This window comes from Bartonella sp. AP150HLJHH (genome assembly GCF_042196385.1).
In the GTDB taxonomy this organism is placed as follows: domain Bacteria; phylum Pseudomonadota; class Alphaproteobacteria; order Rhizobiales; family Rhizobiaceae; genus Bartonella.
On the sequence record NZ_JBHIQC010000033.1, the window covers coordinates 1 to 9938 of the forward strand.

The window sequence follows — 9938 nt, forward strand, 5'->3', positions numbered from 1 at the left end:
AGATAAGGTTCCTGTGTTTCCGTAAGTATAGAGGAAGAAACCGGTTTGTTTTTCCTCTTCTTTTCCTAAGACAGATGTTCTGATATTGGCTAAAAGCGCGTTTTGTTTAGCCATATCGGTTAATCCACTATAGAAGAGAGCATTTGGCATGACTAAGTAACTGGCCGTTTGTGCTACAGGGACGATCACACTTGGACCAGAACCAGAATCCGTTTCAAGAATTTCTTTATGTAAGCGGAAATCCCAGAAATTTTCATTCTTCTCATCAAAGAGGCTTTGTGCAACATCGGCTGTACCGTGGCTTGACTCTGGTCCATAGGCCGTTAGCGTATATTTATAAGGCAAACGATTTCTTGTGGTATAGCCATTTACGAGTTTGAAAGAGTCTTCTTGTGCTTTTCCAGATACTTGAATGAGCGAGAGGCCACCTATATTGGAAGGATCAGCAGCATTGACTACACTACTTTCATCTCCTGAATCGCTTTTGATATAAACTGTTGTGGAGCCTGAGACATCACCGTGGATCAAAAGTCTATCGGTTTTTTGATCGGCACTTGCTACCCCATCACTCCAAGCAATGTTGAAGTAAATCTTTGCATTACCAGAGGCGTTGTAGACTGTTTGCGTATCTGGTTTACCAGATCCTATATGCAATGTGTGATAATGATCTTCTGTTGGTCCATTAAAGATAATAGAGCTGTTATCGAGATTAAGCGTAGAAATATCGGAACGAGATCTTTGAGCAATATCAAGCAGATTGCCATCAGCATCTTTTTCTTTTGTACTGGTCTTTAGTGTCCATGTTGTCTTGTTTTTTAGATCAAAATGTACATTTCTGTCTTTAGCAATATTCGCTCTGCCTTCTAAAGTTGAATGATCAGCGCTTAATGTGAAGGTGCCATTGGAGATCGCTTTAATATCTTCCTCTTCCCAAAAGCTTTTTTCTTTCGTAAAGAGACCGTCCCCTAATAACACGTCGGCATGGATTCCCGAATTTGTGAGATTAACTGTACCAATTGACAGATCGGCACTATTTTCAATGTTATTTTTAGTGAAAGCTCCAACAAAAATTCCAGTACCATTTTCAGCATGAAGCTCTGCATTGGTTAAATTAATTTCACTGCTTTTACGTTTTTGTGGATCATCTGGATAATCTAGATCAGGATTAGAGAGAGCTATAAATTGCAAACCAGCAACTCCTGCTATCATAGAAGTATTCACGACATCAATATGTCCATTAAATGCCGCCCATAGTGCAACTTTTTTTGCTTCTATTTTATTTTTTATTGTATTCTCTGCTGCTCCAATATAACCATTCGTCATCTTAATTGTGCTATTATTTGCTGCGGTGAGACCAAAATAAAAGTTTTGAATGATTGTTTTACCATTTAATTCGATTGCACTACCAAGTTCCGCAACGTTTACAGCAACGGTTTGTTGTTTACTTTCACCACCAGTTATTGTTAAATCTCCGCTAATGATTTTACTTCCACCGTCTGCATAAAAACCTTCATCGACATTTTGAATGGTTGTTTTGCCCATTAACCTAACTTCACTACCAGAGTCCGATGTCCATATACCAGTGCGTTCGTTGTCGGAGCCTTCAAGTGCTTCACCACCGATTATCGATAAGTTTTCGCTAATGATTTTACCACCGTTAACTGCTCCAAGGCCGTCCAAAGTATTGTTAATTATTGTATCACCATGCAATTGAATTGTGCTGTCATTGCCACTTACAAATGCACCGCTTCCTTTTCCCTCTGTTGTTAGAGCAACATCTGTGGCATCAATATGCCCTCCGTTGATTGCGAATAACGCTGTTTTGTTCGCGGCTACGGATCCTCCCGTCATTATGATCTTAGATCCTGAACCGTCTGCAAGGAGTCCTTCGCCATTAGATGATATAATGTTAGCATTGTTTTTTAAGATAATCGTACTGCTGGTTTCGGCGCTTCCTCCTACATCACGTCCACTAAATGATCCTCCTGAGACCGTTATTGTTGAGTGGTTATTTGCAACTATACTGGCGGCTGCTTGAGTCACTGTTACATCTTTTAAAGTGACGGTACTTTTATCTGCTTTTATTCCAAAGTTCAGTAACGCATCGTCTTTATTATTCGATATCTTCACACCTTCCAGCTTGTTTTCACCGCTGTTACTGTTTAAAAAGCCGGCACCAACTAGAGAAGTTTTAATGGTCCCTCCAGTCATGTTTATTGCGCCACCATCGTTTGTTGTAAGTCCAATTTCACTATTACTAATCGTTGTTCCTTCAAGCAATTCAACTACACTGCCTTCGCCATTAGAAAATACACCAGACGATATATCTTCGTCACCTAGAGATACATCTGTAACATTTAGAGACACATTTGTGGCCGTAATATGTCCACCATTTTCAGCAACCAATGCATTACCTTTCCCCGTGACGGTTCCTCCCGTCATGCTGATGGTGGAGTTTGAACTATTTGCATAGAGTCCAATGTTATCAGATGATGTAATGTTTGCATTGTTGGTTAAAGTGATGGCGCTGCCGTTTTGAGCAGATATTGTTGTATTTTGTGCATGAAATGATCCTCCTGAGGCTGTTATTGTTGAGTGATCATCTGCAACTAAGGCATTGGTTGCTTGCATGACGGTTACATCTTTTAAAGTGACGGTACTTTTATCTGCTTTTATTCCAAAGTTCAGTAACGCATCGTCTTTACTATTCGATATCTTTACACCTTCTAGCTTGTTTTTGCTGTTGTTACTGTTTAAGAAGCCAGCACCAACTAGAGAAGTTTTAATGGCTCCTCCAGTCATCTTGATTGCACCATCGTTTAGTGCTTGAAGCCCGAGTGCACTATTACTAATAGTTGTATTTCCAAGTAATTCAATTACACTGCCTTCACCAACAGAAAATACACCAGACGATATATAGTCGTCACTTGGAGCCACATCTGTGACAGTTAGAGCCACATCTGCAACAGTAATATGTCCACCATTTTCAGCAACCAATGCATTACCTTTCCCCGTGACAGTTCCTCCCGTCATTGTGATGGTGGATTTTGAACCTTCTGCATAGAGTCCAACATTATCAGATGATGTAATGTTTGCATCATTGGTTAAAGTGATAGTGCTGCCGCTTTTAGCAGATATTGTTGTATTTTGTGCATGAAATGATCCTCCCGAGATTGTTATTGTCGAATCATTCTCTGCAAATATACCGGCGGCTGCTTGAGTCACTGTTACATCTTTTAAAGTAACGGTACTTTTATCTGCTTTTATCCCAAAGTTCAGTGGCGTATCGTCTTTATCACTCGATATTGTCACATTTTCTAGTTTGTTTTCATGACTGTTACTGTTTAAGAATCCAGCACCAGCTGCAGAAGCTGTAATGGTTCCTCCAATCATCTTGATTGCGCCATCATTTTGGAATGCAAGCCCGATTGCACTACCACTAATTGTGGTCTTTCCAAGCAATTCAATTACACTATTTGCGCCATTAGAAAATACACCAAATGACTTATCGCTATCATTTGTTTTTAGGGTAACATCTGTAACAGTAATATGACCACCATCTTCAGCAACCAAAGCACTCGCTTTTCCCGTGACGTTTCCTTCTATCATTGTGATGGAGGAGTTTGAATCTTTAGCATATAATCCAACATCATCAGATGATGTAATTTTTGCACCGTTTGTTAAAGTGATGGCGCTGCCGTTTTGAGCAGATATTGTTGCATTTTGTGCATGAAATGATCCTCCCGAGATTGTTATTGTCGAATCATGATCTGCAAATATACCAGCGGCTGCTTGAGTCACTGTTACATCTTTTAAAGTGACGGTACCTTTATCTGCTTTTATTCCAAAGTTCAGTGGCGCATCGTCTTTACCACTCGATATTGTCACATTTTCTAGTTTGTTTTCACGGCTGTTACTGTTTAAGAAGCCAGCACCAGCTGCAGAAGCTGTAATGGTTCCCCCAGTCATCTTGATTACACCACCGTTTTGTGCTTGAAGCCCGATTGCACTATCACTAATCGTTGTCTTTCCAAGTAATTCAATCATGCTACCAAGGTCATCAGAAGCTACACCAAGTCCATCACCATTTGTTTTTAGGGTGACATCTGTAACAGTAATATGGCCACCGTATGTTGTCGTTACTGCTTCCTCTTTCGCTGTAATGCTCCCTCCTGTCATTTCGATGATGGACTTTGAACCTTCCGCATAGAGTCCAGCATCGTTATATGATGTAATTTTTGCACCGCCAGTTAAAGTGATGTTGCCGCCGTTTTGAGCAAATATTGCTGCTTTTTCTGCATCAAATGATCCTCCTAAGACTTTTACTGTGGAATCATATGCATCTATGGCAGTTTGTGCTTGCGTCACTGTTACATTATTTAAAGTGACATTACTGTTAGTTGCTTTGATTCCATTGATTAGTGGCGCATCATCTTTCCCACTTGATGTCACTACATCTTTCAGTTCGTTTTCTTTGCTCTTGCTATCTAAAAAGAATGCACCAACTTTGGACGCTGTAATGCTTCCCCCAGTCATTGCGATTGCGCCACTTTCTTGTGTTTTTAACCCGATTGTCGCATCATTGATCTTTGTATCAGATAATTCAATCACACTGTTTTCACCTTGAGACAATGCGCCGAATCCACTCTCAATTTTAGTATCCTTATTATATGCAGGGTTATCCCCTTCTGTAGTAGGTGCACTTGTGGTATCTTCCTTAGCTGTTAGAGTACCACCCGTGACTTTAATATGACCACCATCGTTTGTATACAATGCTGCGTCTTTTCCAGTTACGCTTCCCCCAGTCATTTTTATGGTGGTATTTTCATCATCGGCATGGAGTCCGTTACCATTAGATGAGGTAATGTTAGTACCGCCATCTACAGTAATGGTGGTGCCGCCCATAGCATATACGCCATCCATTTTACCTTCGAATGATCCTCCGGATACTATAACTTGAGAAACGACATCCGCAAGTATACCAGTTTCTGCTTGCTTAACTGTTACATTTTCTAAAGTGATAAAACTTTCGTTGTTTATTTCTATTCCAAGGAGTGATGATGCTTCATTTTTATTATCTGATATCACTACATTTTGTAGTATATTTCTACTATTCTTACTATCATCAATATAAACACCAGTTTGAGAAGCTGTAATGTTCCCCCCAGTCAGGTTGATGTTAGCGCCGTCTTTTACAGAAATACCAAAACGAACATCAGAATCAGTGCCTTGAATATTTAAGCCATTTAATTCAAGCGCACTGTTAGCACCTTCAACTGTTACAACATATTTATCGCTACCTGTGTCTGTATTTGTGTTTTTATTTCCAGTTACAGTTACAGTACTGCCGGTGATTTTTCCTTTGTCTTTTACATAAATAGTCTCGTACGTTTTTCCGGATATATCTTTTTCTTCGTTGGCAACGTCAAGAGTTTCAGCATGTGCAGTGAACTGGATGTTGAATAGGATGATAGCAGCCGCAGCCGTGCATGATAAAAGGGATGTTTTATACACCAGTATTCTCCTTATGAGAGCCCCCAAATATTCATTTCCCCGCAAACTTCATAAGAAGAAGTGAAAATGGATAGTTGTTATTAATTTCGATAATTGTCTTTATTTGGTAAGATATTTTTGGTTTTTTGTCAAAATTAAAAAACAAATGATATTAAATTTGTATTAATTTATATTTAACACACAATGTGTTTGTAATTATTTGTATTATATAATTAAATTTATTGTAAATCTATATTATAGAAATTATAAATATTATTATAATACTTACATAAGTTATATTATTTTTTTATAAAGTAATAATAGTATTTTCTGTAATACTTCTGCATTTTTATAACTTGTCAAAGTAAGTGATGACGGTAATAATCAAACACTATTGCTAGCACTTTTGATTAGTTATACCTTATTTATCATAATATTCTAATATATTTGATCTTGATATCCAAAGGAGTTGGGTGCTCTAGTATAAGAATACATTTTTTCTCCTGTTGGGGATATTTTAATAGTATACGACTAAGTTTTTATAAGCTGTTGATGTATCGATGACATTTGAAAGAGCCAGAGCCCAAGCTTATAAATCTTAATCAATGAAGATGCTTCAAGTTGAAGGCTTGAAATCAACAGTGCTTTTATATCATCAAAGTGCACCTTCATTGAAGGATTATTGCTTTTGTTATTTCGAATTTTTGACATATTTTTGACAATAAAATCTAAAAAATTGTCTCTGAGGAATTTTTTAATATAAAAAATATGTAACGTTTTTATGGTGATAGGTTTATGAGATATAAAGTTGAAGTGGTAATCACCGTGATTGCTTTTACTCTCTCTGGTTGTTTTAATCTTGATTCTGAAAAAATAAAAAGAGACAAGAGGCTTCATCATGATGCATTCATGGATTGGTCGATGAAAGAAAAGTCTCTTACAAAAAATTATACTGCTATCATTATGGCTGATCCGCAACCGTGGCGTTTAAACTCTGGTGATGCCAATGGAATATCAAACAGAGAGCCATGGTTAAAGATAAATGAGCAGGTTGCTGGTGTGATAAAAGCGCACAAAGCTGCATTCCATATTGTCAATGGTGATCTGACGGAGTTTGGACAACAAAAAAACTATGATGATTATGAAAATGTTTATAAAACTCTTGGAGCACCTGTCTATGAGGGGCTAGGGAATCACGATTATGCCAATAATGTTGGTAATTGTACAAATCCTCAAGAATTCAGCTTTTACAAAGATGCTTGTGCTATAAGTGCAGTTTCAAGAATGGTATCGGAAATCAAAAAATACCGTAGTCAATTATCGCATTTCAATGCAGATGTTACTGAAAGCTTGGTTCCCATTTCGGGTGGAAATATTCGCTCGATAAGGGGGAGTTTGAGTTATTCTTGGGATTATGGAGATGTTCACTATGTGCAGCTTCACAATTATCCAAGCTATACGGTTGGTTTGAAGGGGCAGTCTACAGAAGTGCAAATCAATAAATCTTTAGATTGGCTTAGGAACGATTTAGCTGCTGCTGATGCAAGAGGTAAAGTGACAATCATTAATTTTCATGATGCGCGTGCTGCTTCCATTGATGGTGAATCCTTTTTTATTCGTAAAAAGAATGCTAAAGATTTGTCGGTCTTTAAGTCAATTATTACCTCTCATAATGTTAAAGCAATCTTCGTGGGTCACACGCATTATCAGTCTTATTGCCGTGCGAAAAATGATAAGGTTTTTGGAAATATCCCTATCTATACAGCTGGTGCGCTTTTTAATGGAGATTATTACCTCATAGATGTGAAAGGCAAGACCATTCACGTTAAAGCCTATAATGGAGAAATAGGAAAACCGCTTTTAATTAAAGATCTTGGTGTTATAGGGAAAGACACCCAATTTTCGGCAAGTTGCAGTAAGTTATAATAGGATTTGTTTCTTTGTCTTAAAGCATGAGGAAAAAAACGTATTATATGTGCGGACTTGAAGAGCAGTAGGAGTGTCTAAATGTTACTTAGAAATAGAGTGAAAAATCAGACATCTTTTTTATATCTTTTTCAAAGCTGTTAAGATTTCAGGTTATACGCTATAAGTGCAATGGTTTAATGTGAACTGAGCTTTAATACAAAGCAGAATAATGGTTTGTTATTCTATTTTTTCTTTTTAGGCTTTCATCTTTGAAGAAAGGGGAGTTTGTCAAGGGTGTGTTTATAATTTGCTAGCACATGTTGTCCAGAATTATCAAGAAGGCTGTTTCTATTAGTTTGTTGCGGTATAATTATCAAGTTATGCCCTTTGTTAGAGTTTATAATATCTACTCATGGGCAACTCTTGTCTTTTTCATAAGAAAAGCTTTTTATTTTGATCAATTTTTTACTTATAATCTTCAAACAATTGATGTTTTGTGATGCTGTATAATTTCTCTTGATTAACCGTATGAACTCTTAGTTGTATTACAATTTTATCTTCTTCTTTTATACGTAAGTAAATCGTTACAATAATATGATACAAATATTGGAGTCTGTTTATAGCTGTTATGGTCTCATGCAATTATCCTTAGATGACTCTCACGTGTTTTGGCAGTTTTATCTTTGCTTTGAGAGAGGTGTAAAAAGGGGATTTTAAGAAGTTCCAGTTTAGAAAGAGCTTTTTTGCCCGCGAACAGCTCTCTGATGCTGCCAAGGCAAGTATGGAACAAGCCGGCGAAGATTTAGCAAGTTGGATTGTCGATGGTTTTATGGCACCCATCACAAAGTTGAGCGATTTTTGTAAATCTTTGCCTAGCCGCATTAAGGAGTGGATTGGGTCGATTGATGTAAGAGAGTTTTTGCCAAGTTTTTTGGGAGGTAAAACAGCCATCCAACCGATTGCACAATTTGAGGGGGCGGGGCATGCCAATTACTCTGCGAGAGAGCAAAGAGACAAAGACCGTTCCCCCATCACACACAATCAAAACGTCACAGTGCATGTTAATGGGGCGCGTGAACCCATGGCCACTGGTCGTGCGGTTGCCCATGCTTTGCAACGGGCACGCGCTAATGCGCTGCATGGCGGGACAGAATGAGGGGAGGGAGCCTATGAGAGATCCTTTGATGATGTTAGGTCCGCATCAATTTTATGTGGACTGGCTGAATTTCTAATCCTTTGAAGAAGAGTTTTCTGCCTCACGGGTTTGTATGGAGCGTTTTGGCAAGGCACCCAGTTTGCAATTTACCGGCTATGGCAATGATGCAAAGACCATTCATGGGGTGTTGTTTCCAGAAGAATTTGGTGACCGGGTAGCGATAGATGCCATCACTACAACTATTCGAAGAGCAAAGCCGGTCCAGATGCTTCGTTGGATTAATGATACGACCTATAGTGTCCTTCTCCATGGACCCGTAGTAATCACCACGATCAATAAAGACCATGACTATATCAGTCGCTCTGGTCAATCCCAGCGCATCCGCTATTCCATTACGCTCTTGCCCTTTTTTAATGGCGGAAAACCACAAGGACAATACCAAGAGAGACAAATCCAAGTGGGACAACCTCTATGAAGATACCAGAAAAACATGTTGTTGTAGAGCTAGAGGATATGAGCCTCGATCTCCTCTGCTTTCACCATGCCATGGCAGTGTTCAGAGACCGGAGGCAAGCTGGTTTACTCAAAGGCTATTTAGAAGCCACACTGGAAGCTAATCCAGAGATTGCCAAATATGGTGTGTTTTTACCACGGGGCTTAAAGGTCATTCTGCCTGAATTTGTGTTGTCTAATCCCCAAAGCATGGTGAAGCGGTTATGGGATTAATGCGTACACACCCTTTTATTGTGGTCAAGGTGGGAGACAAACCTGTTCATGAGGTTTTTTACCAGCGTCTTTTAACCGCAACCATTACGGACCATACCGGTAATGAAGCCGATACATTTGAAGCAGAGTTTGATGATAGTGGTAATGATTTAGAGGTTCCCTCAAGCAACAGTGCGCTACAGGTGATCTTTGGTTATGAGAACAGCATCAGTGCATTTATGGGGTGTTTTGTTGTCGAATCGGTTGTGAGTATTGGAGGCAGTGATGGAGAGATTTTGCGCCTTTGTGGCAAAAGCGCCTCGATGCGTAAAGAGCTCAAAGAACAGGTGAGTGAACATTTTGATCACAAAACTGTTGGGGAGATTGTTGAGACACTCGCCAAACGCCATGGCTATCAAGCAAAGGTCAGTCCTCAGTTCACTCAACAAACTTTACCTTATGTGATTCGTACAGATCAATCGGCTGTTGATTTTTTAACCCGCCTTGCCGATCGCATGCGGGCGCGTTTTTTGATCAAGGACAATAAGTTTTTATTTTTAAGCGGGGATAATTTACCAGCCCTTGAACTTCATAAGCACGACTGTTCTAACTGGGAATTCACGTTAGAGCCACGCACGCAATATGGCACTATTGAAGCTTCTTATTTTGATCGCTC

General features: G+C 39.0%; 4 protein-coding genes and 3 pseudogenes. 5 read left to right on the forward strand and 2 right to left on the reverse strand.

Annotated features, from left to right (window positions below; genetic code table 11):
• Positions 1-2523, reverse strand: a 2523-nt coding sequence (locus ACFING_RS10190; RefSeq protein WP_404977387.1) for an autotransporter outer membrane beta-barrel domain-containing protein, incomplete at its 3' end; no start/stop codon positions are given.
• 585 nt (positions 2524-3108) lie between these two features.
• Positions 3109-5514 (reverse strand): annotated as a pseudogene (locus ACFING_RS10195) (beta strand repeat-containing protein); the annotation flags it as partial.
• A 774-nt stretch (positions 5515-6288) separates the two neighbouring features.
• Between ACFING_RS10195 and ACFING_RS08425 the strand changes: the two are divergent.
• The 5 genes and pseudogenes from ACFING_RS08425 to ACFING_RS08445 all read left to right on the forward strand — a co-directional run.
• A complete protein-coding gene (locus tag ACFING_RS08425; RefSeq protein WP_375630460.1) occupies positions 6289-7419 on the forward strand; it encodes a metallophosphoesterase in 1131 nt (376 codons plus the stop codon).
• 763 nt (positions 7420-8182) lie between these two features.
• Positions 8183-8557, forward strand: a complete 375-nt coding sequence (locus tag ACFING_RS08430; RefSeq protein WP_375630461.1) for a hypothetical protein — start codon at positions 8183-8185, stop codon at positions 8555-8557.
• 13 nt (positions 8558-8570) lie between these two features.
• Positions 8571-9032, forward strand: a pseudogene (locus ACFING_RS08435) (phage tail protein).
• Positions 9029-9283 carry a tail protein X gene (locus ACFING_RS08440; RefSeq protein ID WP_375624427.1) on the forward strand — a complete coding sequence of 85 codons (255 nt, stop codon included), beginning with the start codon at positions 9029-9031 and terminating at the stop codon, positions 9281-9283. The pseudogene ACFING_RS08435 and the gene ACFING_RS08440 overlap by 4 nt, the downstream one beginning before the upstream one ends.
• Positions 9283-9938, forward strand: a pseudogene (locus ACFING_RS08445) (phage late control D family protein); the annotation flags it as partial. The gene ACFING_RS08440 and the pseudogene ACFING_RS08445, both read left to right, overlap by 1 nt.